The 25,108-nt window shown below is 68.8% G+C and carries 21 protein-coding genes, 11 pseudogenes and 1 riboswitch; of the genes and pseudogenes, 28 read left to right on the top strand and 4 right to left on the bottom strand.

The annotated features are described in order from the left end of the window. Positions 1-56: 56 nt before the first annotated feature. Together lexA and KAE78_RS00390 are read right to left on the bottom strand one after the other, a co-directional pair. Positions 57-741, bottom strand: a pseudogene (gene lexA, locus KAE78_RS00395) (transcriptional repressor LexA). Positions 742-777: 36 nt separating this feature from the next. Then, the gene (locus tag KAE78_RS00390) at positions 778-1,005 is read right to left on the bottom strand and encodes a hypothetical protein (RefSeq protein WP_223171329.1); all 228 of its coding nucleotides are present in this window, start codon (positions 1,003-1,005) and stop codon (positions 778-780) included. A 430-nt stretch (positions 1,006-1,435) separates the two neighbouring features. Here KAE78_RS00390 and KAE78_RS00380 point away from each other — a divergent pair, with 430 nt between their 5' ends. The 5 genes and pseudogenes from KAE78_RS00380 (at position 1,436) to KAE78_RS00360 (ending at position 5,326) form a co-directional block, all read left to right on the top strand. Next, entirely contained in the window at positions 1,436-2,530 is a 1,095-nt protein-coding gene (locus KAE78_RS00380; protein ID WP_223172349.1) for a histidinol-phosphate transaminase, read from the top strand. After that, positions 2,527-3,128, top strand: a pseudogene (hisB, locus tag KAE78_RS00375) (imidazoleglycerol-phosphate dehydratase HisB). Before KAE78_RS00380 ends, hisB begins: the two are co-directional and overlap by 4 nt. Beyond that, a pseudogene (hisH, locus tag KAE78_RS00370) lies at positions 3,125-3,773 on the top strand (imidazole glycerol phosphate synthase subunit HisH). The pseudogenes hisB and hisH overlap by 4 nt, the downstream one beginning before the upstream one ends. Positions 3,774-3,813: 40 nt before the next feature. Then, a pseudogene (priA, locus tag KAE78_RS00365) lies at positions 3,814-4,559 on the top strand (bifunctional 1-(5-phosphoribosyl)-5-((5-phosphoribosylamino)methylideneamino)imidazole-4-carboxamide isomerase/phosphoribosylanthranilate isomerase PriA). Continuing rightward, positions 4,543-5,326, top strand: a pseudogene (locus tag KAE78_RS00360) (SseB family protein). The pseudogenes priA and KAE78_RS00360 overlap by 17 nt, the downstream one beginning before the upstream one ends. A 211-nt stretch (positions 5,327-5,537) precedes the next feature. Here the strand turns inward: KAE78_RS00360 and KAE78_RS00355 are convergent. Continuing rightward, positions 5,538-5,924 (bottom strand): DUF1844 domain-containing protein, encoded by a 387-nt coding sequence (locus KAE78_RS00355; protein ID WP_411156004.1) that lies wholly within the window; start codon positions 5,922-5,924, stop codon positions 5,538-5,540. A 175-nt stretch (positions 5,925-6,099) separates the two neighbouring features. Between KAE78_RS00355 and infC the strand changes: the two genes are divergently transcribed. From infC to pheT, 13 genes and pseudogenes are all read left to right on the top strand, one after another. Further along, positions 6,100-6,747, top strand: a complete 648-nt coding sequence (infC, locus tag KAE78_RS00350) for a translation initiation factor IF-3 (RefSeq protein WP_223172348.1) — start codon at positions 6,100-6,102, stop codon at positions 6,745-6,747. A 72-nt stretch (positions 6,748-6,819) separates the two neighbouring features. Then, positions 6,820-7,017, top strand: coding sequence for a 50S ribosomal protein L35 (gene rpmI / locus KAE78_RS00345; RefSeq protein ID WP_087133207.1), 198 nt, complete (start codon positions 6,820-6,822; stop codon positions 7,015-7,017). Between the two features lie 32 nt (positions 7,018-7,049). After that, complete coding sequence (gene rplT, locus KAE78_RS00340; protein ID WP_223171327.1) at positions 7,050-7,436, top strand: 50S ribosomal protein L20; 387 nt, start codon at positions 7,050-7,052, stop codon at positions 7,434-7,436. A 96-nt stretch (positions 7,437-7,532) separates the two neighbouring features. Beyond that, the gene (locus tag KAE78_RS00335) at positions 7,533-8,345 is read left to right on the top strand and encodes a TrmH family RNA methyltransferase (RefSeq protein ID WP_223171326.1); all 813 of its coding nucleotides are present in this window, start codon (positions 7,533-7,535) and stop codon (positions 8,343-8,345) included. 40 nt (positions 8,346-8,385) lie between these two features. Then, positions 8,386-9,102, top strand: a complete 717-nt coding sequence (locus KAE78_RS00330) for a response regulator transcription factor (RefSeq protein WP_223171325.1) — start codon at positions 8,386-8,388, stop codon at positions 9,100-9,102. Between the two features lie 3 nt (positions 9,103-9,105). Next, a complete protein-coding gene (locus tag KAE78_RS00325; RefSeq protein WP_223171324.1) occupies positions 9,106-10,482 on the top strand; it encodes a sensor histidine kinase in 1,377 nt (458 codons plus the stop codon). Continuing rightward, positions 10,479-11,528 carry a TAXI family TRAP transporter solute-binding subunit gene (locus KAE78_RS00320; RefSeq protein WP_223171323.1) on the top strand — a complete coding sequence of 350 codons (1,050 nt, stop codon included), beginning with the start codon at positions 10,479-10,481 and terminating at the stop codon, positions 11,526-11,528. The genes KAE78_RS00325 and KAE78_RS00320 overlap by 4 nt, the downstream gene beginning before the upstream one ends. Positions 11,529-11,618: 90 nt before the next feature. Further along, positions 11,619-12,364, top strand: a pseudogene (locus KAE78_RS00315) (amino acid ABC transporter ATP-binding protein). Positions 12,365-12,398: 34 nt separating this feature from the next. Continuing rightward, a complete protein-coding gene (locus KAE78_RS00310; protein WP_317451795.1) occupies positions 12,399-13,268 on the top strand; it encodes a glutamate ABC transporter substrate-binding protein in 870 nt (289 codons plus the stop codon). Between the two features lie 82 nt (positions 13,269-13,350). Continuing rightward, positions 13,351-14,000, top strand: a pseudogene (locus KAE78_RS00305) (amino acid ABC transporter permease). A 166-nt stretch (positions 14,001-14,166) separates the two neighbouring features. Beyond that, entirely contained in the window at positions 14,167-14,916 is a 750-nt protein-coding gene (locus KAE78_RS00300) for an amino acid ABC transporter permease (protein ID WP_317451794.1), read from the top strand. A gap of 64 nt (positions 14,917-14,980) precedes the next feature. Next, entirely contained in the window at positions 14,981-16,021 is a 1,041-nt protein-coding gene (gene pheS, locus KAE78_RS00295) for a phenylalanine--tRNA ligase subunit alpha (RefSeq protein ID WP_223171322.1), read from the top strand. After that, positions 16,021-18,524 (top strand): annotated as a pseudogene (gene pheT, locus KAE78_RS18110) (phenylalanine--tRNA ligase subunit beta). The gene pheS and the pseudogene pheT overlap by 1 nt, the downstream one beginning before the upstream one ends. A gap of 305 nt (positions 18,525-18,829) precedes the next feature. Here pheT and KAE78_RS00280 read toward each other — a convergent pair. After that, positions 18,830-18,997, bottom strand: coding sequence for a hypothetical protein (locus KAE78_RS00280; protein ID WP_223171320.1), 168 nt, complete (start codon positions 18,995-18,997; stop codon positions 18,830-18,832). A 34-nt stretch (positions 18,998-19,031) separates the two neighbouring features. Between KAE78_RS00280 and KAE78_RS00275 the strand changes: the two genes are divergently transcribed. The 10 genes and pseudogenes from KAE78_RS00275 (at position 19,032) to KAE78_RS16995 (ending at position 24,864) form a co-directional block, all read left to right on the top strand. Beyond that, the gene (locus KAE78_RS00275; RefSeq protein ID WP_223171319.1) at positions 19,032-19,460 is read left to right on the top strand and encodes a phosphotransferase; all 429 of its coding nucleotides are present in this window, start codon (positions 19,032-19,034) and stop codon (positions 19,458-19,460) included. Positions 19,461-19,857: 397 nt separating this feature from the next. After that, entirely contained in the window at positions 19,858-20,496 is a 639-nt protein-coding gene (locus tag KAE78_RS00270) for a Fic family protein (RefSeq protein ID WP_223171318.1), read from the top strand. A 665-nt stretch (positions 20,497-21,161) separates the two neighbouring features. Beyond that, positions 21,162-21,404 (top strand): ribbon-helix-helix domain-containing protein, encoded by a 243-nt coding sequence (locus KAE78_RS00265; protein WP_317451793.1) that lies wholly within the window; start codon positions 21,162-21,164, stop codon positions 21,402-21,404. Beyond that, positions 21,394-21,594, top strand: coding sequence for a type II toxin-antitoxin system PemK/MazF family toxin (locus tag KAE78_RS18105; RefSeq protein WP_317451792.1), 201 nt, complete (start codon positions 21,394-21,396; stop codon positions 21,592-21,594). The genes KAE78_RS00265 and KAE78_RS18105 overlap by 11 nt, the downstream gene beginning before the upstream one ends. Before the next feature lie 129 nt (positions 21,595-21,723). After that, positions 21,724-21,818, top strand: a riboswitch (TPP riboswitch). Beyond that, positions 21,808-22,668, top strand: a complete 861-nt coding sequence (gene thiM, locus KAE78_RS00255; protein WP_223171317.1) for a hydroxyethylthiazole kinase — start codon at positions 21,808-21,810, stop codon at positions 22,666-22,668. It overlaps the preceding riboswitch by 11 nt. Next, a pseudogene (locus KAE78_RS00250) lies at positions 22,665-23,159 on the top strand (thiamine phosphate synthase); the annotation flags it as partial. The gene thiM and the pseudogene KAE78_RS00250, both read left to right, overlap by 4 nt. A gap of 52 nt (positions 23,160-23,211) precedes the next feature. Next, a pseudogene (gene thiD, locus KAE78_RS17015) lies at positions 23,212-24,029 on the top strand (bifunctional hydroxymethylpyrimidine kinase/phosphomethylpyrimidine kinase); the annotation flags it as partial. Between the two features lie 104 nt (positions 24,030-24,133). After that, entirely contained in the window at positions 24,134-24,523 is a 390-nt protein-coding gene (locus tag KAE78_RS17005) for a hypothetical protein (RefSeq protein ID WP_262927687.1), read from the top strand. Next, positions 24,484-24,729 (top strand): annotated as a pseudogene (locus tag KAE78_RS17000) (thiamine-phosphate pyrophosphorylase); the annotation flags it as partial. The gene KAE78_RS17005 and the pseudogene KAE78_RS17000, both read left to right, overlap by 40 nt. Positions 24,730-24,735: 6 nt before the next feature. Continuing rightward, positions 24,736-24,864 (top strand): hypothetical protein, encoded by a 129-nt coding sequence (locus KAE78_RS16995; RefSeq protein WP_262927686.1) that lies wholly within the window; start codon positions 24,736-24,738, stop codon positions 24,862-24,864. Positions 24,865-25,108 lie beyond the last annotated feature (244 nt).

Raw genomic sequence — 25,108 nt, 5'->3', positions numbered from 1 at the left:
GCGCCGATCCGCTCCCTGAGCCTGTCGAAGGGGAGGACCGGCGCTTTCGTCGTGTTTCAGACGGCGCGGAGCACGGCGACGACCTTGCCCAGCACCGTGGCGTCGTCGCCGGGGATCGGCTCGAAGGCGGAGTTGCGGGGAGCAGCCAGGTGTGACCGTCGCGCTGGCGGAAGGTCTTGACCGTCGCCTCGCCGTCGAGCATCGCCGCGACGATCTCGCCGTTCTCGGCGGTGTTCTGCGTGCGCACGACGACCCAGTCGCCGTCGCAGATGGCCGCATCGATCATGGAGTCGCCCGACACCTTGAGCATGAACAGCTCGCCCTTGCCGACGAGCTGGCGGGGAGCGGGAAGATCTCCTCCACCTGCTGATCGGCGGTGATCGGCACACCGGCGGCGATCTGACCGACCAGCGGCACGAGAGCGGCATCGCCGACGGGCGTCTGCGTGTCGGCAGGGTTCTCGGTGCTCTGGCCCGGGAGGTCGATGAGGACCTCCATCGCCCGGGTCTTGCCCGGGTCGCGCCGCAGGTAGCCGCTGAGCTCGAGCTGGCCGAGCTGGTGGGTGACGCTGGAGAGCGACTTCAGGCCGACGGCATCGCCGATCTCGCGCATGCTCGGCGGATAGCCCTGCTGTGCGATGGACGTCTGGATGACCTCCAGGATCGCCATCTGCTTGGGACTCAGGCTCTTCCGACGCCGGGTGCGCGGGGCCTCGGGCTCTGGTGCGGCGGTGTCGCTCATGGTGCTCCTGGGCTCTCGTCTTCGAATGTCGGAGGTTCATGATGAGCTTCCGATATCGAAACCGTATCCGATAATCAGGGCGAAACGGAAGATTTGTTCGAGCGTGTCTCCCAAGGCGTCGAATCGGTTCTCGAAGAAAGCTTGACAAATATTCGAGATCGAAGATATCTTCGGTACGAAGCTTCGCATTCGGCTCTCCCGGCCGAGGGCCGGATGCGAAAGCTCCACCACACAGGAGGCAGAGATGAGCAGCATCAGCGTCACGACCGCACCGGCGTTCCCCGCCGTAGGCCCGGCCACGCGCCTGCGCATCACCGCTCGGGGCCGTCGGGCCCTCGCTGCACTCGTCGCGCTGCCGCTGGCCGCGTTCCTCGCCGTCGCCGCCCTCAATGGTGCGGCGGCGATCGCCTCCTCCGACGCGTCCGAGTCGGTGACCTTCACCACCGTGACGGTGCTTCCCGGTGACACGCTGTGGTCCCTCGCGGGCGAGATCGCGCCGGCATCCGACCCCCGCGATGTCGTCGACGCGATCATCCGGCTGAACATGCTTGGCGGGGGCGAGATCTTCGCTGGTCAGGAGCTCGCGATCCCGCTGGAGTACGCGACCCCGCCCCCTGAGCCCTCGGTCGGTGACCCGACGACGCCCGCACCTCGCCTTCCCCGCATCGCGTCAACAGCTCGCGCGCGCTCTAGCATGGAACATGTGACTGCTTCTCTCGAAGACCTCCCTCTCCGTGACGATCTGCGCGGACTCACCCCTTATGGCGCGCCGCAGGCGGCGCTGCCGGTGGCGCTGAACGTCAACGAGAACACGCATCCGGTCCCCGATGAGGTCGGAAGCAGCATCCTCGACGACATCGCCGTCGCGCTGCAGCAGGTCAACCGCTACCCCGACCGGGAGTTCACCGCGCTCCGCGAGGGCTTCGCCGACTATCTCGGCCACGGGCTGCGCCCGGAGAACATCTGGGCCGGAAACGGCTCCAACGAGGTGCTCCAGCAGATCCTCCAGGCCTTCGCCGGGCCGGGCCGCACGGTCTTCGGCTTCGCGCCGACCTACTCGATGTACCCGCTGCTCACTCAGGGCACGGGTGCCACGTGGGTCGCCGGCACGCGCGAGCCCGACTACACCGTGACCGCAGAGAGCGCTGCGCGCCAGGTCGCCGAGGCCGATCCCGATGTCGTCCTGCTCTGCTCCCCGAACAACCCGACCGGCACCGCGCTCGGCCTCGACGTTGTCGAAGCCGTGTACGACGCCGCTCGCGGCGTGGTCGTCGTCGACGAGGCCTACCAGGAGTTCGCGCCGAAGGAGTCTCCCTCCGCGCTGACGCTGCTCGACGGACGCCCGCGCCTGGCCGTCTCCCGGACCATGAGCAAGGCCTTCGCCTTCGCCGGCGCACGCGTCGGCTACCTCGCGGCCGACCCCGCCTTCACCGACGCCCTGCGCCTGGTGCGTCTGCCCTACCACCTGAGCGCGCTCACGCAGGCAGCGGCGACCGCGGCGCTGCGGTACGCCCCGACCATGCTCGCGATGGTCGACGAGATCGTCACACAGCGCGATCGCATCTCGGCGACGCTGGAGGCCCTCGGCTACGAGCCGCACGAGTCGGCGGCCAACTTCGTGCTCTTCGGCGGGGTCGACGATCCCGCGGCGACCTGGCGGGCGCTCCACGACCGCGGCATCCTGATCCGCGACGTGGGCATTCCCGGACACCTCCGGGTCACGGCAGGCACCGAGGAGGAGACCACGGCGTTCCTCGACGCCCTGGCGTCGATAGAATCGGCCTCATGACCGATCGCACCGCGCGCCGCACCCGTTCGACCTCCGAATCGACCGTCGAGCTCGAACTGAACCTCGACGGCACGGGCGCGAGCCACATCGACACCTCGGTGCCGTTCTTCGATCACATGCTCACCGCCTTCGCGAAGCACTCGCTGACCGACCTGACCGTCCGCGCCTCCGGCGACACGCACATCGACGCGCACCACACCGTCGAAGACGTCTCGATCGTGCTCGGCCAGGCGATCGCCGAGGCGCTCGGCGACAAGGCGGGCATCTCCCGCTACGGCGACGCGCTCGTGCCCTCGACGAGGCGCTCGCGCAGGCCGTCGTCGACATCTCGGGCCGCCCCTATCTCGTGCACGACGGCGAACCCGCCGGCTTCGAGCACCACCTCATCGGCGGCCACTTCACCGGCTCGCTCGTGCGCCACTCCTTCGAGGCGATCACCTTCCACGCCGGCCTCACCGTGCACGTGCGCGTGCTCGGCGGGCGCGACCCGCACCACATCGCCGAGGCGGAGTACAAGGCGTTCGCCCGCGCGTTCCGTCAGGCCAAGAGTCTCGACCCGCTCGTGGTCGGTATCCCGTCCACGAAGGGTGCTCTGTGACGAGCCGTCCTCGCGTCGCGGTCTTCGACTACGAGTCGGGCAACGTCCACTCGGCCGTCAAGGCGCTCATCGCGGCGGGGCGGATGCCGTCCTCACCTCCGACCGGAAGACCGCCCTCGAGTCCGACGGCCTCGTCGTGCCCGGCGTCGGCGCCTTCGCCGCGGTGCGGGAGGCGCTGCGCGCCCGCGGCGGCGACGAGATCATCGACCGGCGCCTGGCCGGGGGCCGACCGGTGCTCGGCATCTGCGTCGGCATGCAGGTGCTCTTCGCGCACGGCGTCGAAGGCGGACACGCGACCGAGGGGCTCGGCGAATGGCCGGGGGCCGTCACCGAGCTCGATGCCCCGATCCTGCCGCACATGGGCTGGAACACTGTGACGCCGGATGACGGCAGCGTGCTCTTCCACGGGATCGAGGACGAGCGCTTCTACTTCGTGCACTCCTACGCCGCCCACACCTGGGAGCTCGACGTCATCCCGCCGTTCCCGAAACCACGGCTGACCTGGACCGAATACGGTGCGCCCTTCCTGGCAGCGGTCGAGAACGGGCCGCTGTCGGCGACCCAGTTCCATCCCGAGAAGTCGGGGAGGCCGGCATCCGGCTCCTGTCGAATTGGATCGGCTCTCTCCGCGCCGATACGCTCTGAGATCGTGCCCACCCGAGGCGATCGCCACCAACGAGGAACCATGAACGATTTCGCATCCACGCCCGAACTCATCCTGCTGCCCGCCGTGGACGTCGCCGGCGGACAGGCCGTGCGCCTCACCCAGGGCGAGGCCGGCACCGAGACCAGTTATGGGGATCCGGTCGACGCCGCCGGCGAATGGGTCGATCAGGGCGCCGAGTGGATCCACCTGGTCGATCTCGACGCCGCCTTCGGGCGTGGCAGCAACACCGCCATCCTGCGCCGCGTCATCAAGCAGTACCGCAACGTCAGCATCGAGCTGTCCGGCGGCATCCGTGACGACGCGAGCCTGGAGGCGGCGCTGGAGAGCGGCGCGACCCGGGTCAACCTCGGCACCGCCGCCCTGGAGAACCCGAGTGGGCCGCCGACGTCATCGCCCGCTACGGCGAGGCCGTCGCGGTCGGACTCGATGTGCGCGGCACGACCTTGGCCGCCCGCGGCTGGACCGAGGACGGCGGGGATCTCTGGGAGGTGCTCCAGCGTCTCGAGGATGCCGGATGCAGCCGCTACGTCGTCACCGACGTCACCAAGGACGGCACGTTGCGCGGTCCGAACCTCGACCTGCTGCGCGAGGTCGCCTCGCGCACGCCCAAGCCGGTGATCGCCTCGGGCGGCGTCTCGAGCCTCGACGACATCGCGGCCCTGCGCGAGCTCGTGCCGCTGGGCGTCGAGGGCGCGATCGTGGGCAAAGCCCTGTACGCCGGTGCCTTCACCCTCGTCGAGGCACTGGATGTCGCAGGGCACTGACCCGCAGGACTCCTGCAACCACGCCGACTCCGCCGGGTCCCGTGGGAGGGTCGCAGCTTCCAGGAGAATCCGCACGCGGCCGATGACGGAACGGCCGATCCCGCGCTGCTGGCCGCACTCCTGCGGTTCCGGGCGGGGAGGGCTCCCAGAGCGAGGTCGTCGATGCGTTCCGCTCCGCCCGAGTGCTCATCCCGCTGATCGCCGAGAAGGGCGACGAGGGGATCGGCCCGACCGGCCTGTCCGTCGACAAGACCCAGGAGCTGTCGATCGTCACGGTCGCCGCTCCCGACGGGCGCCGCGTGCAGCCGGTGTTCAGCTCGGTCGACGCGATGCGGCGGTGGGATGCCACGGCGCGTCCGATCCCGGTGGAGGCCGTGCGTGCGGCGCTGGCGGCATCCGCCGACGACACCGACCTGATCGTGCTGGACCCGGCATCCGAGACGGAGTTCATCCTGCGTCGCCCCGCGGTCTGGGCGGTCGCGCAGGGGGAGCCGTGGGATCCGAGCTTCCTCTCGCACGAGGTGTTCACCGGACTCCAGGAGTCGGTGGCGACCGAGCTCGCCGTGATCGACGTCGCCGTGGCCCCGGGTGATCCCGATGCGCGCTTGCGCGGACCGGAGCTCATCGTCGAACTCGAGCTCGTGCAGGGGCTGGAGCGTGAGGCACTGGACGCGGTCCTGACCCGCCTCGCTCAGCGATGGTCCGCCGACGACCGCATCGCCGTCCTCGTCGACTCCCTCACGGTGAAGCTCCGCGCCTCCGAGTGAGAGTCAGCGAGAATCGCGCAACGCCTCTCGCTCTCTTACCCTCCCCGGCATTCATGGAACGACCAGGGCGCAGGAGTGTTCTGCCGAGGGCGCAGGGAGACCCCCGTTTCGCGCATCGGGAGGGGCCCCGCGCAGCGGGGAAGGAGCCCGCTCTGCGCGAAACGGGGGTCTCCTGGAGCCCGACCAGAGCAGTCCGGAGCCTGCCCAGCACCTACGTGACCGGACCCGTCCACTTCTCGCCCGGACCCTTGCCGATCGGATCGGGGATGACCGAGGCCTCGCGGAAGGCCAGCTGCAGGGAGCGCAGGCCGTCGCGCAGCGAGCGCGCATGCATGTCGCTGATCTCGGGGGCGCCGGCGGTGATGAGACCGGCGAGGGCGTTGATGAGCTTGCGGGCCTCGTCGAGGTCCTGCTCGGCATCCGGATCGTGGGCCAGGCCCACCTTGACGGCGGCGGCGCTCATGAGGTGCACGGCGGTCGTGGTGATGACCTCGACGGCGGGGACGTCGGCGATGTCCCGGGTGGCGGATGCCGCGGCCTCCTCCTGCTGCTCCCAGCGCTCCTGGCGCTCGTGTTCCTGCTCGTCCTGACCCGGAATCGTCACTGTGGCATGCCTTCTGTTAGACTTGATTGGCTCCGGAGCATTGCGCTCCGGCACGAAAGAGGATTCACTTCCCACCCGCGCTTGCCGTTCCAGGCTACCGGGTCTTGCACTCCGCCGATTCACGTCGGTAGACAGGGGGCGCCGACGTCTGTAAGTCGGCCGGGTGGGGATGAGTGTCTCGAGAAGACCTATTCACCCACTGAAGGAGTTCCGCATCAGCGATCCCCGCACCAATGAGCGCATCCGCGTGCCCGAGGTCCGCCTCGTCGGCCCCGCGGGTGAGCAGATCGGCGTTGTCCGCATCGAGGCCGCGCTGCGCCTCGCGCAGGAGGCAGATCTCGACCTCGTCGAGGTCGCACCGAACTCGAAGCCGCCCGTGGTCAAGATCATGGACTACGGCAAGTTCAAGTACGAGGCCGCGCAGAAGGCGAAGGAAGCCCGCCGCAATCAGGCGAACACGATCCTCAAAGAGGTGCGCTTCCGCCTGAAGATCGAGGCGCACGACTACACGACCAAGCTCAAGCGCGCCGAGGGCTTCCTGAAGGCCGGCGACAAGGTCAAGGCGATGATCCTGTTCCGCGGTCGCGAGCAATCGCGTCCCGAGCAGGGTGTGCGTCTGCTGCGCAAGTTCGCCGAAGACGTGGCCGAGTTCGGCACGGTCGAGTCGAACCCGACGATCGACGGCCGCAACATGGTGATGGTCATCGCACCACTGAAGAACAAGTCCGACGCCAAGGCCGAGCAGAACGCTCAGCGCGCCGCCAACAAGCAGGCCGCCCGCGAGGCGAAGACGGCCGCGAAGGACACCGCGGAGTAACTCCCGCCCCGACCTCCCGCTCCGGCGGGCTGACACCGTCGCCTGAGAAGGCGCCACACGAAAGAAGAGAAGATGCCGAAGCAGAAGACCCACTCGGGTGCCAAGAAGCGCTTCAAGATCACCGGTTCCGGAAAGCTGAAGAAGCAGCAGGCCGGCATGCGTCACAACCTCGAGCACAAGTCGAGCCGTCGCACCCGCCGCCTGAACCAGGACCAGGTGCTCTCCAAGGCCGACACCAAGGTCGCCAACAAGCTCCTCGGCCGCGGCTGACGCGCCCGATCGCACGATAGGAATACAGAGAAATGGCTAGAGTCAAGCGGGCTGTCAACGCCCACAAGAAGCGTCGCGTCATCCTCGAGCGCGCCTCCGGTTACCGCGGGCAGCGTTCGCGCCTGTACCGGAAGGCCAAGGAGCAGGTCACGCACTCGCTCGTCTACGCGTACCGCGACCGTCGCAAGCGCAAGGGCGACTTCCGTCGTCTGTGGATCCAGCGCATCAACGCGGCGAGCCGCCAGAACGGCCTCACCTACAACCGCTTCATCCAGGGTCTGGGTCTTGCCGGCGTTCAGGTCGACCGCCGCATGCTCGCCGAGCTCGCCGTGAACGAGCCCGCCACCTTCGCCTCGCTCGTCGAGACTGCGAAGAAGGCGCTGCCCTCGGACGTGAACGCACCGAAGACCGCCGCCTGAGCGACTTCTTCGTCGAACGGGCGCTTCCCTGCGGGGGAGCGCCCGTTCTGCGTTTTCGGGAGGCGGTGCGGCATCCGATCTCTCTAGACTGAGAGCGTGCTGGAGAATCCCCGATCCCCTCGCGTCCGCGCGGTGGCCAAGCTCACCAAGCGCAGCGCCCGCAGCGACACCGGCCTCTTCCTCCTGGAGGGGCCGCAGGCGGTGCGCGAGGCACTGGCCTACAAGCCCGATGCGATCGCCGAGCTGTTCGCGACGCCCACCGGCTGGGAGAAGCACGCCGACATCCGCGCGGCGGCCGTCGAGGCGCAGGTCGAGGTGCAGTACGTCTCCGAGGGCGTGCTGGCGGCGATGGCCGACACCGTGACCCCGCAGGGCCTGCTCGCGGTGGCACGGCAGACGCCCACCGCGGTGAAGGACATCCTGGCGAGCTCGCCCATGCTCGTGACGATCTGTCAGGAGATCCGCGATCCCGGCAATCTCGGCACGATCATCCGGGCATCGGATGCCGCGGGGGCCGACGCCGTCATCCTCACCGGTCGCACGGTCGACCCCTACAACCCCAAGGTCGTCCGTTCCACGACCGGATCGCTCTTCCACCTGCCGATCGCGGTAGGCGGGGAGCTCCCGCTCGTGCTCGAGGGGGCCCGCGAGGCCGGGCTCACCGTGCTCGCCGCGGACGTGAAGGGCGACGACTTCATCGAGGCGCGCTCCTCCGGAACTCTGGAGGGGCCGACCGCCTGGCTGTTCGGCAATGAGGCGCACGGACTGGAGGAGTGGTCGCTGAACCTCGCCGATCACGTGCTGAAGCTGCCGATCTTCGGGCGGGCCGAGTCGCTGAACCTCGCCACGGCCGCGAGTGTATGCCTCTACGAGAGCGCCTTCGCCCAGCACGCCGCCCGTCGAGGCTGACGGCGCGGCGCGGCACCGCGCGGCTTCACTGGTAGTTTGTATGGGCTGTGCCCCTGGCAGCGCCGTTCACCCGAGGAACAGGCTCGATGAAGATTCTGATTGTGGAAGACGACGATCGCGTCGCCGACGCGCTCGGTGCGTTCCTGCGGAAGTCCGGCTACGCGACGGCACGGGCCGCGCACGGGCCGGCGCACTGGAGGCGCTCGGCTCGGACACCGAGGTCGTCCTGCTCGATCTCGGTCTGCCCGACATCGACGGGATCGATCTCTGCCGACGGATCAGGGCGCGCACGGGCGTGCCGATCATCATCGCGACCGCGCGCAACGAGGTGCGGGACCGGATCACAGGCCTGCGGGCGGGCGCCGACGACTTCCTCGTCAAGCCCTACGACGTCCGGGAGCTGGTCGCCCGCATCGAGGCCGTCACGCGGCGTTCGCGCACCATGCCCACCGACGTCGAGCGTGAGCAGAGCGTCGACATCGGCGGTGTCCGGTTCGATCTGGTCGCCCGGCAGGTGCTGGTCGACGGGGTCGCGGTGGAGCTGACGCGCAAGGAGTTCGACATCGTCGCGGTGCTGGTGCGCTACCCGGGCGTCGTCGTGCCGCGGGAGCGCATCATCCGCGAGGTGTGGAACTCCGACTGGCATTCGTTCAGCCGCTCCCTGGAAGTGCATGTGGGCTCGATCCGCCGCAAGATCGGCCCCGGTGCGCCCATCGAGACGGTGCGAGGTGTCGGCTATCGGCTGGCGGGAGCCTGAGGCATGCGCACACGCCTGATGATCGTCTTCCTGGTGCCGCTCGTCGGGGTTCTCGTCGTCCTCGGGGGTGCCTACGCATGGTCGGCGGCACGCAGCATCCAGCAGGAGTTCTACGCCGAGCAGCTCGGGGATCTCAGCTACTTCGTCACGAGCGCCCGGCAGGCGCTGCGAGCGGGCAATCCCGCCGTCGTCGACAGCGAGGCGGCGCGTTTCGAGCAGCTCTACGACATCCGGGTCGTCGTCGTCGATCGCTCGGGCGAGCCCTGGGCGCACGGCGGAGAGCCTCCGGTCGTCCTCGAAGAGGCCGTCTCCGCGCAGGCGGCGCTCGCGCTGTCAGGCCGGCGCAGCGAGCTGCCGCCGGCGGCGCTGCCGTGGCTGTTCACCGATGCGGTACTGGTCGAACCCGTCTTCGACGACGGCGACGTCATCGGCGCGGTGATCATCTCGGCGAGCGTGGAGGCCCCGCGCGTCGCGATCATCCGGCACTGGGTGCTGCTCGTGGTGATCGCCGGCCTCGCCGCCCTTCTCGGCCTCTTCGTCGTCAACCGGCTGGCGGGCTGGGTGCTCAGGCCCGTGCAGCGGGTGGATCTGGCGATGGAGGCGATCGAGAAGGGCGACATGGAAGCGCGGATCGCCGACGACACCGGGCCACCGGAGCTGCGCCGGATGATCCTGATCTTCAACAGTATGGCCGAGGAGATCGAGCGGGCGCTCTCCCGCCAGCGGGAGTTCGCCCTGAACGCCTCGCATGAGCTCCGCAATCCGCTCAACGCCCTGCTCGTCCGCGTCGAGCTGCTGGCGACCGGCCTCGATGAGGGATGGATCGACGACATCGAGGCGACCCGCGAGGAGGGGCGGCGGATGACGAGGATCCTCGACACCCTGCTGAGCCTGGCCCGCAGCGGACACGGCGACGCGGAGCCGGCGGTGGTGGATCTGGCCGCGCTCGCGCAGCGTCGCGTCGAGGCCTGGCAGGACGTCGCTGCACAGCGGGGGATCTCCTTCGTGCGCTCGGGCGAGACGGAGGTGCTCAGCCTCACCGACGACACGATGGTCGAGAGCGCCCTCGATGCGGTGATCGACAACGCCGTGAAGTTCTCCCCGGCGGGCACGTGCGTCGAGGTGTCCGCCTCCCGGCAGGAGAGCGGATGCGTGGTGGCGGTGCGCGACCACGGCCCGGGCGTGCGCGACGACGAGCTGGAGCATGTCACCGACAGATTCTGGCGAAGCCCCGGCAGCCAGAATCAGCCGGGTTCGGGCCTGGGGCTGGCGATCGCGACGGATCTCCTGCACGCGCTCGACGGCGAGCTGACGGTGACCTCGCCGGAAGACGGGGGACTCATGGTCTCGCTGAGACTGCCGGAAGGATACGTGCGATGAGCGGGGCGAAGCGGGCGTCGCGCGCGCTGGCCCTGGCCGCGCTGGCGGGTGTCGTGCTGGCGCTGGCGGGATGCGGCGTCGCGGAGCAGGAGGACGACGCCGTCCCGTACGTGATCGCGGGCGGAAGCACCACGGGGGTCTACTACGGCTACGGCGAGCAGCTCGCCGCCGTGCTCACCCGGGATCTCGACGTGCCGGTCGTCATCGCGGAGACGAACGGCTCGGTGGACAACCTCCTGCGCATCGGCAGCGGGGAGGCCGTGGTCGGGTTCGCGCAGAGCGACGCCGCCTCCGATGCCGTGCGCGGCATCGGCGCCTTCGCGGAGCCGCTGCCGATCCAGGCGGTGGCGCGGCTGTACGACGAGTACGTGCACGTCGTGGTCCGCGTCGATTCGGACATCGAGCGCATCGCCGACCTCGAGGGTCGCGTCGTCTCCCTGGGATCGAGGAACTCCGGCGTCAACGTCGTCGCCACGAGGATCCTCGACGCCGCCGGCGTGGACGCCGAGGCGCTCGAGAACCGCGAGCTCGGGCTCGAGGCGTCCATCGAGGCGCTCGAGCGCGCCGATATCGAGGCCTTCTTCTGGGTCGGCGGCGTGCCGACCCCCGGCCTGGAGGATCTCACCGATCGCCTGCCCGTGCGTCTGCTGTCCGTCGATGCGGACGCGGTCGAGGGGATCAACTCGCGGTTCGCCGGCGTGTATCGCTTCGCGGAGTTCCCGACCGGCGCCTACGGCGGCGAGGAGCCGACGGTGACCCTCGCCGTCCCGAACTATCTGGTCACCTCCGAGGCGGCATCCGACGAGTTCATCCATGCGGTGCTGGCGTCGCTCTTCGATGCGCGGGTTCACCTCGCCCAGCATGTCCCCGCTGCCGCTCTGCTGGATCGGCGGTCGGCGATCTTCACGGATTCGATCGACCTTCACCCGGGTGCGATCTCCTACTACCGGCAGGCGAGACGCCGAACGACGGTGCGTGTGGAAAGCGGTGGGCGCACGCTCAAGAAACACTCAAGGACGATGACGAGCCGCCTGGCGCGGCCCTAACGTGAGGTGTTCTTACTTTGGTTACAAAGACGTAAACCTGCTTCAGGTCCTCTGGAGAGCGCACAGGACCTGACCTAGGTTGGAGGCATGATGAACACGGGTGCACCGCTTGTCGTGGTGGAGAACGTCCAGAAGCACTATGGCGATTTCCAGGCGCTGACCGACATCAACATGACGGTCTCCAAGGGCGAGGTCGTCGTCGTGATCGGGCCCTCGGGCTCGGGCAAGTCGACGCTCTGCCGAACCATCAACCGTCTCGAGACCATCACGAGCGGCGAGATCCGGATCGACGGCGAGGTGCTGCCGGCCGAGGGCAAGGGTCTGGCGAAGCTGCGAGCCGACGTCGGGATGGTCTTCCAGTCGTTCAACCTGTTCGCTCACCTCACGATCCTCGAGAACGTCACGCTCGGGCCGATCAAGGTCAAGGGCATGAAGAAGGCGGATGCCGACAAAGAGGCCATGGCGCTTCTGGAGCGGGTGGGCGTGGCGCAGCAGGCGGCCAAGCTCCCCGCTCAACTCTCCGGCGGACAGCAGCAGCGCGTCGCGATCGCACGGGCACTGGCCATGCATCCGAAGGTCATGCTCTTCGACGAGCCGACCAGCGCCCTGGATCCGGAGATGATCAACGAGGTGCTCGACGTCATGGTCGGCCTCGCCAAAGAGGGCATGACCATGATCGTCGTCACCCACGAGATGGGATTCGCCCGCAAGGCGGCCGATCGCGTCGTCTTCATGGCCGACGGGCAGATCGTCGAAGAGGCCACCCCGAGGAGTTCTTCACCAATCCGAAGAGCAACCGGGCAAAGGACTTCCTGTCGAAGCTCCTCACCAACTGAACAAGTTCTGATCACACAGCAAAAGGAGAAGAAAATGCGACGCACACGTGCACTGGGCGGAATCGCCATCGCGGCGGCCTCGATCATGGCTCTCACCGCCTGTGGCGGTGGCAGCGGCCCCGGTGAAGAGGTTCCGCCGCCCGCCGACGATGTCACCCTCGAGGGCAGCCCGACATTCGATGCCATGCAGGCCCGCGGTGGCGTGATCGTCGGCGTGAAGGACGACCAGCCCGGTCTCGGGTATCTGGACGCGGCGACCGGTGAGCGCACCGGCTTCGACGTCGACATCGCCCGCTGGATCGCGGCCGAGCTCGGCTTCTCCGAGGAACAGATCACCTATGAGGCGATTGCTTCGGCCAACCGCGAGCAGGCGATCGTCAATGGTCAGATCGACTACTACGTCGGCACCTACTCGATCACCGACTCCCGCAAGGAGCAGATCGACTTCGCCGGTCCGTACTTCATCACCGGTCAGGGTCTGCTCGTCCGGCAGGACAGCGCGATCGAGAGTGACGCCGACCTCACCTCGGATGTCACGGTCTGCTCGGCGACGGGTTCCACGCCGATCCAGAACATCCGCGACAACTACGACGCCGACACGGTCGAGTTCGACACCTACTCGCTCTGCGTCGAGGCTCTCCGCAACAACCAGGCCGACGCGGTCACCACCGATGCGGCCATCCTCATCGGCTACGCGGCGGCCTACCCCGACGAGCTGCAGGTCGTCGGCGAGCCCTTCAGCGTCGAGGAGTACGGAGTCGGCCTTCCCAAGGGCGACGACGTGCTGCGCGGTTTCATCAACGACCTGTTCGAGAACGGTGGCGACACCTGGCAGGCGATCTACGATGCCAACCTCGGCGCCTCCGGCACGGTCGTCGAGCAGCCCGCGGTCGACCGCTACTGATCCGGCCCGTGGAGGGGCGGCCGACGAGTCGCCCTCTCCACGCTAGGCCACGCACACCAGAACACACGAGAAAGGGGCACAGGTGGGTTCCATCCTGAACAACCTCGACCTGTGGTGGGATGCGCTCCGCGGAACGCTCATCCTCTTCGCCGGTGGCGGTCTCATCGCCCTGGTGCTGGGGTTCATCGTGGGCGCCATGCGCGTTTCGCCGGTTCCCATCGCGCGCGCCGTGGGCACGTTCTACGTGAACACGATCCGCAACACGCCTCTGACGCTCGTCTTCTTCGCCTTCGCCTTCGCGCTGCCGATCATCCTCGGTCTGCGCGATACTGACTATCTCGTGCTGGGTGTCTTCGCGCTCGGCATCTACACCGCCACCTACGTCGCCGAGGTGCTCCGCTCGGGCATCAACACCGTGCCGGTCGGCCAGGCCGAGGCAGCACGCGCCCTCGGCCTCACCTTCGGGCAGGTCATGTCTCAGGTGGTCCTGCCACAGGCCTTCCGTTCGGTCATTCCGCCGCTGATGTCGGTGATCATCGCACTTCTGAAGAACACCACCGTCGCCTCGGGATTCGCCGTGCTCAATCTCGGTTCTATCCGGGCCAATCTCTCCGAGCGGGCGAGAACGCGCTCGAGGTCGTGCTGTGGGTCATGGTGATCTTCGTCCTCATGGTCTTCGTCCTCGGCTGGATCCAGCAGAGACTCGAGCGTCGATGGAGGGTAGCCCGATGACTTCCGTTCTCTACGATGTCCCCGGTCCCCGCGCGATCGCGCGCAACCGCATCCTGGGCATCGTCACGGTCCTCGTCGTCATAGGCGTCGCCGGATTCCTTGTCTGGCGCCTCTTCGCGACGGGTCAGTTCACGGCCTCGAAGTGGGAGGCCTTCACCTACCCTATGTGTGGACGCAGGTCGCCCTGCACACGTGGAACACGGTCGCCGCCTTCCTGGTCGCCGCCGTCGGCTCCCTGGTGCTCGGCTTCGTCCTGGCGATCGGGCGCCTGTCCGACCACGTCTGGGTCCGCGCGCCGATCACTGCGATCGTCGAAGTGCTCCGTGCGGTGCCGGTCCTGATCTTCATGATCCTGCTCTACTACGGTCTTCCGGTGATCGGGATCTCGGTCGGCAGCTACTGGTCGGTGGTCATCGCGCTCATCGCGTACAACGGCTCTGTGCTCTCCGAGGTGATCCGCGCCGGCGTCGAGTCGCTGCCGCGTGGCCAGAAGGAGGCCGGCTACGCGATCGGGCTGCGCAAGGCCGGCGTCATGCGGCTCGTCCTCCTGCCTCAGGCGATCCGCGCGATGCTCCCGGCGATCATCGCCCAGCTCGTGGTGACGTTGAAGGACACCGCGCTCGGCTTCATCATCACCTACCCCGAACTGCTGCGCTACGCACGCTACCTCGGCAGCCAATCGAGCCTGGACAACCCGTGGATCCCCGCGATGATGGTCGTCGGCGTGATCTACATCGGCCTCTGTCTGCTGCTCTCGCTCGCGGCGAACATCGTCGAGAAGCGGATGCGGCGCAGCTCGAAGCTCACTGGGATCCCCGTCGTGACCGGCCCCGCCCAGGAGGTCACCGACACCGAGCTCATCGTCGCCCAGAAGGGCACCGATGGGACTACCGGCAACGCCCAAGGCAGCCAGTAGCTCTGAACGAGGGGAACTGCCGGCGCGCACGTTGCAAGCCTGCGCGCCGGTAGACTCGTCTCTCGTGTCTGATACTCCTTCGATCACGCCCGAGGCGGTGGAATCCGCCGTGTCGGCTGCGCTCGCCGCGATCTCTGCGGCATCCGATACCGCAGAGCTCAAGGCTGCCCGCAATGCGCACACCGCCGAGGGTTCGCCCCTGGCCGCCCTGAACGCGGCAATGCGTCATGTCGCCCCTGAGGACAAGGCCGCGTTCGGCAAGCTCGTGGGGCAGGCGCGCGGCCGCGTGAACCAGGCGCTCGCAGCGCGCGAGGCCGAGCTCGCCGAGGCCGAGACGGCGGCCCGCCTCGAGGCCGAGCGCGTCGACATCACGGCGCTGCCGAGCCGGCATCGCGTCGGAGCCCGGCATCCGCTGACCCTCCTGCAGGACCAGATCAGCGACATCTTCGTCGGCATGGGCTGGGAGATCGCCGAGGGGCCCGAACTCGAGCACGAGTGGTACAACTTCGACGCCTTGAACCTCGACGCCGACCACCCCGCGCGACAGATGCAGGACACCTTCTACGTCGACCCGGTCGCGAAGCACCTGCTGCTGCGCACCCAGACGAGCCCCGTGCAGATGCGCTCGATGCTCACGCGCGAGCTGCCGATCTACATCATCTCTCCCGGCCGCGTCTACCGCACCGACGAGTTCGACGCGACGCACCTGCCGGTCTTCACCCAGTTCGAAGGGCTCGTGATCGACAAGGGCATCACGATGGCCAACCTGAGAGGCACCCTCGACCATGTCGCCCGGGCGCTCTTCGGCGAGGACGCGAAGACGCGCTTCCGCGCCAACTACTTCCCCTTCACCGAGCCCTCCGCCGAGCTCGACCTCTGGCATCCGACCTTCAAGGGCGGCGCCCGCTGGATCGAGTGGGGCGGCTGCGGTGTCGTGAACCCCAACGTGCTGCGCGCGGCAGGGATCGACCCCGAGGAGTATTCGGGCTTCGCCTTCGGGATGGGGATCGAGCGGACGCTCATGTTCCGCTCGGATGTGCAGGACATGCGTGACATGGCCGAGGGCGATGTGCGCTTCAGCGAGCAGTTCGGGATGGTGGTCTGATGCGCGTCCCGCTCTCGTGGCTGCGTGAATACGTCGATGTCGCACCGGAGGCGACCCCGAGGACGTCCTCGCGGCGCTCGTCTCGGTCGGCTTCGAAGAGGAGGACGTGCACGGCTTCGGCCTGACCGGCCCCATCGTCGTCGGGCAGGTGAAGGAGTTCGTCGAGGAGCCGCAGTCCAACGGCAAGACGATCCGCTGGTGCCAGGTCGATGTCGGCCCTTCGTACGGGGAGTCCGCGGCATCGTCTGCGGCGCCCGCAACTTCTTCGAGGGCGACAAGGTCGTGGTGACGCTGCCGGGCTCCGTGTTGCCCGGACCCTTCCCGATCGCGGCGCGCAAGACCTACGGGCACGTCTCCGACGGCATGATCGCCTCCACGAAGGAGCTCGGTCTCGGCGAGGAGCACGACGGCATCCTGCGTCTGTCCGAGATCGGCCTCGATCCTGAGGTCGGCGCGGACGCCATCGCGCTGCTGGGCCTGGACGACGTCGCCGTCGAGATCAACGTGACCCCCGATCGCGGCTACGCGCTGTCACTGCGCGGCGTCGCCCGCGAGTACGCGCACGCGACCGGCGGCGTGTTCCGCGACCCCGGTCTGCGGGAGTGGGGCGAGGTCGAACCCGGCGCGGGCTTCCCGGTCGCCGTCGTCGACGAGGGCCCGATCCGCGGCAATGTCGGCGCCACCGAGTTCGTCGCACGCATCGTGCGGAACGTGGACGCCACCACGCCCACGCCGGAATGGATGGTCGCGCGCCTGACGCTCGCCGGCATCCGACCTCTGGGCATCCTCATCGACATCACCAACTACGTCATGCTCGAGCTCGGCCAGCCGATCCACGGCTACGACCTGGATCTGCTGCAGGGCGGGATCACCGTCCGTCGCGCGCACGAGGGCGAGAAGCTCACGACGCTCGACGGCAAGGAGCGCGACCTCAGTGTCGAAGACCTCCTCATCACCGATGAGTCGGGTGCCATCGGCCTGGCCGGTGTGATGGGCGGCGGCACGACCGAGATGTCGGATGCCACGCGCAACGTCCTCATCGAGGCGGCGATCTTCGACCCGGTCTCGATCGCCCGCACCGCGCGCCGGCACAAGCTGCCCAGCGAGGCCTCCAAGCGCTTCGAGCGCGGGGTGGACCCGCTGATCCCCTTCGTCGCCGCCCGGCGCGTGGCGACCTCATGGTCGAGTTCGCCGGCGGCACGCTCGACACCGAGGTGGGCGGCGCGCTCTTCGCGGAGGTGGCGACCTCGGGCATCACCCTCCCGAAGGGCTTCATCTCCGGCCTCATCGGCGTGGACTACACCCCGAGCAGATCACTGGCGCGCTGGAGCTCATCGGCTGCGAGATCGCCTCGGACGACGTCGATGCCTGGTTCATCCTCCCGCCGTCGTGGCGCCCCGACCTCACCGACAAGTGGACCCTCGCCGAGGAGGTCGCCCGCATCGACGGCTACGACCGCATCCCCTCGGTGCTGCCGGTGCCGCCGTCGGGTCGCGGCTTCACCCCGGCGCAGGCCGGTCGCCGCCGGGTGGCGAATGCGCTCGCCGCCGCGGGCTTCGTCGAGACGCCGTCCTTCGGCTTCACCACCGAGGAGGCGAACGACCTGCACGGCTCTGCCTCGGGCGAGCACCTGCCGAGCGTGAAGCTCGCCAACCCTCTCGACGGGCAGGCGCCGTTCCTGCGTCGTTCGCTCGTCCCCGGCCTGCTGCAGGTCGCGCATCGCAACGTCGCCCGCGGTTTCACCGATGTCGCGCTCTTCGAGGCGGGGACCGTGTTCCTGCCCGAGCCCGGCGTCGAGTACGGAACCGACACGGTGCCGGCCGCCGCCGAGCGCCCGGATGCGGCCACGCTCGCCGCCCTCGACGCGGCGCTCCCGCCGCAGCCGCGCCACGTCGCCGTGCTGCTGACCGGAAACCTGATCGCCAAACAGCCGGGCCAGCCGGCCGTCGCCGCTTCGCTGAGCGACGCCCTGGACGCCGTGCGCACGATCGCCGTGGCCGCCGGCGTCGAGATCGACGTCGCCCAGTCGCAGCGCGCCGCGCTCCACCCGGGCCGCACCGGCGTGCTGACCGCGGGCGGCGTCGAGGTCGGCTACGTCGGTGAGCTCCTTCCCGTCGTCGCCGCCGAGGCCGATCTCCCCGGCCGCGTCTACGTGGCGGAGCTCAACCTCGATCTCCTGCTCTCGCTCGCCGGTGGCCGCGTCGTCGCCGCGCACCTCTCCGGGTACACGCCGGCCACGCAGGACGTCTCGCTCGTCGTCCCGGCGGAGGTTCCGGCATCCGATGTCGGCGCGGTCTTCGCCACGGGGCGGGGAGCTCCTGGAGTCCTCGCGTCTGGTCGACGACTACCGCGGCGAGGGCGTGCCCGAGGGTCCAAGAGCCTGACGTTCGCGCTGCGCTTCCGGGCCGCCGACCGCACGCTCACGGCCGCCGAGGCGACGGAGGCGAAGCTCGCCGGGGTGGCCGCGGCATCCGAGCGCTTCGGGGCGACACTGCGCGAGTAGCCTCGTCCTCGCCTCGCATCGCGCAGGTCTCACAACTCGTGGCCTGTTCTGCGTTGGGGACGCATCTTCTGAGACCGTCATGATCGGCGGTCTCACAAGGTGTGGGATCTGACGCCGCGCACCCGCAACAAGTGAGACCGCCGAGGAAGCGGCTGTGGTGTTCCTCCGTGCCGGATACCCTCGGAGCATGCCGGATGCCGAGACGCCGCTGAGCGGCGGCAACATGGATCCGGTCGTGCGCGTCGGCGACACCGTGCGGCGGGTCACGGGGAGTGGACGCCCGCCGTCCACGAGCTGTTGCGCGCCTACGAGGCGGCGGGCATCGTCGAGACTCCGCGCGCGCGGGCATCGACGAGCGCGGCAGGGAGATCCTGACGTTCCTGGAGGGCGTGCCGCTGGTCGAGCAGCCTGCGGATCTGCAGTGGGACCCCGGATTGCTCCAGGATGCCGCGCGCCTCCTGCGTCGACTGCACGAGGCCTCACGGCCGCTGCTCGGCCCGGGCGGGAGTGGCGAAGCCCGCCGCGCTCACCGGCCGAGGTGATCTGCCACGGCGACTTCGCGCCGTGCAACCTGCTCGTGGCCGAGGGCGGCTGAGTGGCGTCATCGACGTCGACTTCGCCGGGCCGGGACCGCGACTGTGGGACCTGTCCTACCTCGCCTATCGGATGGCGCCGTATGCCGAGGATGCCGCCGGGTTCGACCCGGCCCGTCACGGTGAGCGCGAGGAGCGCCTCGCGACGCTCGTCGCGGCATACGGCATCCGATACTCGCCCTCATCGGTGCGCGAGGCGATCGTCGAACGCCTCGACTGGCTCGCGGAGTTCACGGAGGCGCGCGCCGCAGAGACCGGGCGCGCCGATCTGTCCGCGCATGCTGAGACGTACCGGCGCGATGCGGCGCGAGTCATCGGCTCGTCACCCACATGGTCCGAGTAAATGGATTCTCACGCTAGTCCGTCAGCAGTGTCTCCGGACTCTTCGCCAATTAGGCAGTCAGATCGAGACCCGCGAGCCCTTCAGCGTCCACCTCGTCGGGTGTCGGGGACAGCGCGCGGTTTGGAGCCGAGAAGTCGGCGGCAGGACCGGCGACCGCGAGCAATGCGTCGTGTAGGTAGCGCCTGGTTGAGTGATCGGGGAATGATGAGAACATGCCCGAGTCTTCGATTCTCCTCTCTGGGAGCCCATACCTCGTTGAAGGTGATGCCATCTCTCATGCCAGGTACGAGCGAGCACGGGACAAAGCTACGGCTACCCAAAGTCGGGCTCAGCAGACGAACGCGCGTATTCGTGCGGAGGCAGAACACATCCTCGGCCCTACCTCGACGTAACACGAATGGATCTGGTGACGGAGAGCAACCGTATTGAGGGCATCCAGTGGGATCCGCGAGAGGTGCGTGACGTGGTTCGGAGGAATTCCGTACTCCTCACCGGGCCGGAGCACTCCCTAACCGAAGTTGTTGTCGCGGACCCAAAGCTTTATGAGGTGCTTGGTTTATATCGCGCGCATGAGATCGCGGACGCCTGGCTCGCGGACGAGCATGTGCCTCGTGCGGCGGAGATCCGAGCACTCCATCGCCTGATTCTGGGTAACGTGCGAACCGCGGGCGCGTACAAGCAGTTCGACAATGAAATCAGCGGAAGGCCGGACCACCGGACTACGCCACCCGGCGAGGTTCCTCGGGTCATGCTAGAACTCGCGGACTGGTGGGGCGCTACCGACGGCGATCCGTTGCTCGCCGCTGCGGTTGTCCATGCGTGGCTCGCTCACATCCATCCGTTCGAGGATGGAAACGGGCGCATCGCGCGAATTCTCGCGAATCTCGAACTGTCTAGAAACGGCTATCCGCCGCTTGTGCTGCGGGCTCAGGATGATCGCGGGAGTACTACTCGGCGCTTCAAGCCAGTGATGATGGCGACATTCTGCCCCTATATGAACTCTTCGAGCGGGCAGTACGGAGACAAGCAAAGCTGATGGCGCGCCCCGAGTATGTCCAAGACATTATTAACGATCGCTTGTTGTCGAGTGACCAGCAGCGCTTCCAACTTTGGAGCGCGACCCTTCACCAATTCACGCAAGAGCTCGAAACAGAGCTCGAAGCCCTCGGAGCTAGCTTGTTGCTCCAGGGAACACTGAGTCTCCCGGCCTTCTCCTTGTTGAGTGCGCGAGATCCTGACGGAAACGCTTGGTACGCAAAGATTATGGTCAACGGTCGGCCCGAGTGGCTACTTTGGTTCGGCTTCCGGTCAGATCAGTGGGTGGATCTGAGTGGAGGGGGCGATGACTTCCCGTCAATATTCGTCTCACGTCGTGATCGGAGTCCAGATGCCTTGCACCCCTACTCGCACGACTTCGAGACCGCAGACCTAAGCAAACCTGTGCCAGATGAAATTCATCTGTTGCCCGCGCGAGTGCTCACCGTGTGTTTCAGACGGCGCTACGACAGCGACGACTACCGTCCGCACGAGGCTGCGCGGGAGCTGGCGTTGTCGTTGACCACGTTCCGGTCGGCGGTCTGAGTCGCTCGATGCTCGGCGGACCTAGCCATGGAAGCGTGCTCAGAAGCGTACGGATTCTCCGCGGACGGTAGGTTACCAGAGCGCATACCAAAACGGGATGCATTCTGGTAGCATCGTTCTATGAGCACTCAGATCGCGGTCCGCCTGCCGGAGCAGCTCGTCGCACAGATGGATGACCTCGTCGCGGCCGGAGCTGTGACGAGCCGGACAGCGCTGGTCAGTTCCGCCATCGAACGTGAGCTGCGTCGCCGGGTCGCCGAGCGCGACGCCGCGATCCTTCGCGCTCAGGGAGCGAACGACGACCTCGACGCCCTCGTCGACTGGACGATGGGGCGCATCGAGATCGAAGCGGATGATGCGTGAGATCTGCCTTGCGAGGCTCGACAAGACGCGGCCGGTGGTCATCCTCACCCGTGACGCTGCCCGCGTGGCGATGACCAAGGTGACGGTCGCGCCGATCACGTCGACGATCAAGGGCTCAGCAGCGAGGTTCCACTCGGACGGGAGAACGGTCTCGACCACGCCTGCGCGATCTCCGTCGACAACATCCTGACCGTTCCCGTATCGGTGCTGGGGCGCACCGTCGGGTTCCTGACAGAGGAGCAGGAGGAGCAGCTGGCGACCGCAGTGGTGCTCGCCTTCGACCTCGACGTGCCGAGAGCCTGAGCGGCGATAGACTTCTGGCAGTGACACGGGGTGCCGCGACCTGCGGCTGAGAGAACACCCGTCGAACCTGATCTAGTTCGTACTAGCGAAGGGATGTCGCATGAGCGATCTTCTGCGTCCGCCGTCCACCGATTCCACCGTCGCCGAGGAGGCCGCCCGACTGCTGGCGGGCCTGCGTGCGGCGCCTTCTCTCACGCACTGCATCACCAACGCCGTCGTGACCGGCTTCACCGCCAACGCGCTGCTGGCCGTGGGCGCGGCGCCCGCGATGGTCGACATCGTCGGCGAGTCCGAGCTCTTCGCCGGCATCGCCTCGGGTGTGCTCATCAACCTGGGAACGCCGACGCCCGAGCAGCGCGCGGCGAGCCTCGAGGCCGTCGCCGGCGCTCGTGCCGCCGGCACCCCGTGGGTGCTGGACCCCGTCGCGATCGGGGTGCTGCCGGTGCGGACCGCCCTGGCGCAGGAACTGGTCGAGCAGCGCCCGACGGCGATCCGCGGCAACGCCTCGGAGATCCTGGCGCTGGCGGGGATGAGTGCGGGAGGGCGTGGCGTCGACGCCACCGACACGACCGAGGCGGCGGCGGATGCCGCGCAGGTGCTGGCCCGCCGGCACGGCAGCGTGGTGGCCGTCTCCGGTGAGGTCGATCTCGTCACCGACGGCGACCGCGTGATCCGCATCGCGGGAGGAGACGTGCTCCTGACCCGCGTCACCGGCGGAGGATGCGCGCTCGGCGCGATCATGGCCGCCTTCCTCGGCGCCGCGCGCAGCCTCGAGATCTCGCCGCTGCTCGCCGTCGCGGGAGCGAGCCTCGTCTATGCGCGGGCCGCTGAGCGCGCCGCCGGGGAGGCCTCGGGACCGGGCAGCTTCGCGGTCGCCCTGCTCGATGCGCTGGCCGCCATCGAACCCGCCGACATCGCCGCGGAGCCCGCGGTCCTCGCTGCCGGCGGAGCGTCGGCGTGAGCGCGGACCTCTCGCTCTACCTCGTCACCGATCCGGTCCTCTGCGGGCCGCGCGGCGTCGTCGAGACGGTCCGCGAGGCGGTGGCCGGCGGTGTCCGCATCGTCCAGCTCCGGGACAAGACCGCCTCGGATGCCGAGATCGCCGACCAGCTCGTCGAGCTCTCCGCGGCGATCGACGGACGCGCCCTCCTCGTGGTCAACGATCGTCTCGACGCCGCCCTGGCGGCCCGGGAACGAGGCGCCCGCGTCGACGGCGTGCACCTCGGACAGTCCGACTCCTCCGTCGAGCGCGCACGGGAGCTGCTCGGGCCCGACGCGATCATCGGCCTGACCGCGAACACCCCGGCGCATCTGGCGGCCGTTCGCGCCCTGCCCGCCGGGACCCTCGACTACCTCGGCGTCGGAGTCATCCGGCCGACCAGCACCAAACCGGATCATCCTCCGGCCCTGGGGATCGAAGGATTCCGCGCCTTCGCCGCAGACAGCCCTCTCCCGTGCGTCGCGATCGGCGGCGTCGGTCTCGACGACGTGGAGTCGCTGCGGGATGCGGGGCGGCCGGCATCGCGGTCGTCTCGGCGCTGTGCGCGGCCGAGGATCCCCGCTCGGCGGCGCGAGGGTTCCGGCGCCGCTGGAACGGTGCCCCGCGCGTTCCCGGGTGCTCAGCATCGCCGGAAGCGACCCCTCCGGCGGTGCCGGCATCCAGGCGGATCTGAAGGCGATCGCCGCGAACGGCGGCTACGGCATGGCCGCGATCACGGCCCTGACCGCGCAGAACACCCGGGGCGTGTGCGCCGTGCACGTGCCGCCGGTCGACTTCCTGCGCGCGCAGCTGCGCGCGCTGTCCGACGACATCGAGATCGACGCGGTGAAGATCGGCATGCTCGCGAACGCGGAGGTGATCCGCGAGGTGACCGCTTGGCTCGACGAGGTCCGTCCGCCGGTCGTCGTGGTCGACCCGGTCATGGTGTCCACGAGCGGTGATCGCCTGCTCGACGCGGAGGCGGAGTCCGCTCTTCACGAGCTCCTCATCCGGGCCGATGTCGTGACGCCGAACCTCATCGAGCTGGCCGTGCTGGCCGGGGAGCCGGTCGCGGAGGGGTGGCCGGCGGCGATCGCCTCGGCCGAACGGCTCTCGGCGGCGATCGGCACCGCGGTGCTCGTCAAGGCGGTCACCTCCATGGCGCGGAGGCGCCGGATGCCCTCGTCGACGCGACCTCCGCGACGATCCGGGAGTTCGCGGGCAGCCGTATCGACACGACGGCCACGCACGGGACGGGCTGCTCGCTCTCCTCGGCGCTCGCGACGCGCCTCGCCGCCGGCGACGACCGGACGGAGGCCGTTGCCTCGGCACGCGCCTGGCTGCGCGAGTCGCTCCGAGCGGGAGCCGATCTGGCGGTCGGACGCGGGCACGGGCCGATCGACCACTTCGCGGACTGCGCCGCCGCGGCGGGCTGGAGGCGTCGCCGGTGGCAGAGGAGGTCGCGGCGGACTGGTGGGAGGGCATCGCCGGCATCCGCACGGACATCGACGCCCTTCCGTTCATCCGCGGGCTCGCGGACGGAACCCTCGCCGAAGAGCCGTTCCGCTTCTACCTCGCCCAGGACGCGCTGTACCTGCGTGACTACGCCCGCGTGCTCGCCGCCGCGGCGCGCCTGGCGCCGACCTCGGCGGAGCAGGCGTTCTGGGCGCAGTCGGCGCACGGTGCGATCGCGGGCGAGCTCGAGCTGCACGCGTCGTGGCTCACGCCTGAGCGGGGAGTGACGGGGAGACCTTCGCCGCGGAGCCGTCCGCGACGACCACCGCCTACCTCGACCACCTGCGCTCCGTTGCCTTCGGCGCGGACTACGCGGAGCTGATCGCGGCGCTCCTGCCCTGCTTCTGGCTCTACTCCGACCTCGGCACGCGCCTGCACCGAGGAGACTTCGGCGCCTACGCGCTGGACCCGCAGCATCCTTACGCCTCCTGGCTCTCCACCTACGCCGATCCGGCCTTCGAGGAGGCGACCGTCCAGGCGATCGCCTACGTCGGCCAGGCGGCGGCTGTCGCCGATCCCGACACCCGGGAACGGATGCGGCGTGCCTTCGAGTCGTCGTCGCGGCACGAGTTCGCGTTCTTCGCCGCGCCGCTGGCCGAGGAACTGCTTCTCCCGCCCACCCCGCCGAGAGAGCGCACAGACCGTTCCTCCGTCGACGCCTGAGCGACGTCCTGCGCGTTCTCGGCGGGGAAGAGGGGGAGGCCGGGCGATTTGCGGATGCCGGGGCGAGGGCGCTATCGTCGCGGCATGGCCTCGAACGCACCCGCTTCGCCGACGCTCCTCCCGAGCGTCGCTCCGGTGCGTCGACGCCGTCCGGGCGGCCGCCGACTCTAGGCGACCCCGCGCTCCACGCCCGGCGTGGACCCCGGTGTCGCCGCGATCTGCCCCGACCCTCTGACCGTTAAGG

Source organism: Microbacterium sp. NIBRBAC000506063 (assembly GCF_017968845.1).
Lineage (GTDB): Bacteria > Actinomycetota > Actinomycetes > Actinomycetales > Microbacteriaceae > Microbacterium.
The sequence above is the reverse complement of the archived record's forward strand: the minus strand, read 5'-3'. Positions and strand labels throughout refer to the sequence as shown.

Bases quoted from the DNA above. Each gene is read 5' to 3' on its own strand.
- KAE78_RS00380 (WP_223172349.1), top strand. From the start codon at position 1,436: ATGGAACATGTGACTGCTTCTCTCGAAGACCTCCCTCTCCGTGACGAT.
- infC (WP_223172348.1), top strand. From the start codon at position 6,100: ATGAGTGTCTCGAGAAGACCTATTCACCCACTGAAGGAGTTCCGCATC.
- rpmI (WP_087133207.1), top strand. From the start codon at position 6,820: ATGCCGAAGCAGAAGACCCACTCGGGTGCCAAGAAGCGCTTCAAGATC.
- rplT (WP_223171327.1), top strand. From the start codon at position 7,050: ATGGCTAGAGTCAAGCGGGCTGTCAACGCCCACAAGAAGCGTCGCGTC.
- KAE78_RS00330 (WP_223171325.1), top strand. From the start codon at position 8,386: ATGGGCTGTGCCCCTGGCAGCGCCGTTCACCCGAGGAACAGGCTCGAT.
- KAE78_RS00325 (WP_223171324.1), top strand. From the start codon at position 9,106: ATGCGCACACGCCTGATGATCGTCTTCCTGGTGCCGCTCGTCGGGGTT.
- KAE78_RS00320 (WP_223171323.1), top strand. From the start codon at position 10,479: ATGAGCGGGGCGAAGCGGGCGTCGCGCGCGCTGGCCCTGGCCGCGCTG.
- KAE78_RS00310 (WP_317451795.1), top strand. From the start codon at position 12,399: ATGCGACGCACACGTGCACTGGGCGGAATCGCCATCGCGGCGGCCTCG.
- KAE78_RS00270 (WP_223171318.1), top strand. From the start codon at position 19,858: ATGGATCTGGTGACGGAGAGCAACCGTATTGAGGGCATCCAGTGGGAT.
- KAE78_RS00265 (WP_317451793.1), top strand. From the start codon at position 21,162: ATGAGCACTCAGATCGCGGTCCGCCTGCCGGAGCAGCTCGTCGCACAG.
- KAE78_RS18105 (WP_317451792.1), top strand. From the start codon at position 21,394: ATGATGCGTGAGATCTGCCTTGCGAGGCTCGACAAGACGCGGCCGGTG.
- thiM (WP_223171317.1), top strand. From the start codon at position 21,808: ATGAGCGATCTTCTGCGTCCGCCGTCCACCGATTCCACCGTCGCCGAG.
- KAE78_RS16995 (WP_262927686.1), top strand. From the start codon at position 24,736: ATGCGGCGTGCCTTCGAGTCGTCGTCGCGGCACGAGTTCGCGTTCTTC.